General features: G+C 47.1%; 1 protein-coding gene and 1 pseudogene. One reads left to right on the forward strand and one right to left on the reverse strand.

Annotation, left to right across the window (positions count from 1 at the left end; translation table 11 throughout):
• On the forward strand, positions 1-1,296 hold a 1,296-nt coding region (locus tag PX481_RS03415; RefSeq protein ID WP_288093672.1), incomplete at its 5' end, for an NADP-dependent isocitrate dehydrogenase.
• A gap of 69 nt (positions 1,297-1,365) precedes the next feature.
• On the opposite strand, the pseudogene PX481_RS03420 reads toward PX481_RS03415, so the two are convergent.
• Positions 1,366-1,829, reverse strand: a pseudogene (locus tag PX481_RS03420) (valine--tRNA ligase); the annotation flags it as partial.

The following is a 1,829-nucleotide window of genomic DNA, read 5'->3' on the forward strand; positions in this document are numbered from 1 at the left end:
ACCGAAAAAGTTATCGATGCAGCGATCGCCACAGCCTACGCTGGTCAAAGGAAAATCCATTGGTTTAAAGTCTATGCTGGCGATGAAGCTTGCGAAATCTACGGGACCTATCAATATCTACCCCAAGATACATTGACAGCGATTAAAGAATATGGTATTGCCATCAAGGGTCCCTTGACCACTCCGATCGGTGGCGGCATTCGTTCCCTGAATGTGGCTTTGCGGCAAATTTTTGACCTCTATGCCTGTGTTCGTCCCTGTCGTTACTATGCGGGAACCCCTTCCCCCCATAAAACCCCGGAAAAACTCGATGTCATCGTCTATCGGGAAAATACCGAGGATATCTATCTCGGCATCGAATGGAAACAAGGCACGGAAATCGCCGATAAACTGATTAATTATCTCAACACGGAACTAATTCCCGCCACTCCCGAACACGGGAAAAAACAAATTCCCCTCGATGCGGGTATCGGGATCAAACCGATTAGTAAGACGGGTTCCCAAAGATTAGTCCGCCGGGCGATCGAACGAGCGCTGACTTTACCGAAACCGAAAAATCAGGTTACTCTCGTCCATAAGGGTAACATTATGAAATATACCGAAGGGGCGTTTCGGGATTGGGGTTACGAATTAGCTAAAAGTGAATTCCGGGATGTGTGCGTTACCGAGATGGAATCATGGATCCTGAGCAATAAGGAGAAAAACCCTGATCTGAGCATCGAAGATAACGCCCGCATGGTGGAACCGGGTTATGATGCCCTCACGGACGAGAAAAAAGCCAAAATCTGCCAAGAAGTGACCAGTGTTCTCGATGCTATCTGGGAAACCCACGGCCATGGCCAGTGGAAAGATAAAATTATGGTTAACGATCGCATTGCCGATAGTATCTTCCAACAGATCCAAACCCGTCCCGATGAATACTCGATCCTCGCTACCATGAACCTGAATGGCGATTATCTCTCCGATGCGGCAGCGGCGATCGTCGGTGGTTTAGGGATGGGACCCGGGGCGAATATTGGCGATACTTGCGCTATTTTTGAGGCAACCCACGGCACAGCCCCTAAACACGCCGGTTTAGACCGAATTAACCCCGGTTCGGTGATTCTTTCCGGGGTGATGATGTTGGAATACATGGGATGGCAAGAAGCAGCCGATTTGATTAAAAAAGGCATCGCAGCAGCGATCGCTAATCGACAAGTTACCTACGATTTAGCGCGTCTGATGGAACCTCCCGTTAATCCTCCCCTGAAATGTTCCGAATTTGCCGACGCGATTATCTCCCATTTTGGCGATTAATTTTCTGGTTAGGGTAGCCTGAAAACTGCCCTATTTTTCGGAAAATCCCCAAAATTACCCCTGCCTCCGTTAATGCAGACGTTTTAAGCGTTCTTGGAGAATTTGGGCTTGTTTTTCGGACTCTGCTAAAGCTTGCTTCGTTTTTTGGATTAAAGCTTCTGGAGCTTTTTCGACAAAGCTAGGTTTATTCAAGCGATCGCTCAAACTCTTGATTTCCCCTTCTACTTTAGCTAAATTTTTCGCTAATTTCCCAGCCAATACCGATATATCAACCAATCCGGACAGGGGGATGAGGATTTCTACCGTAGCGACAACACCGGCGATCGCTTGATTGACTTCCTCGGTTAATTTGGCAGTCAAAATTAAGTTTTCGATCTTGGCCAAGTCTTTTAAGTACACTTGTCCGCGTTGCAAAATAGCTAATTCTTGGCTGTTTTCTGTCTGTAAAATTGCCGTGATCGTTGCTCCCGGTTTAATCCCCGCTTCGGCCCGCAAATTACGCAACACCCGAATACTTTCAATTAATAACTCAA

It is taken from the genome of Microcystis sp. M53603_WE2, from assembly GCF_030065435.1.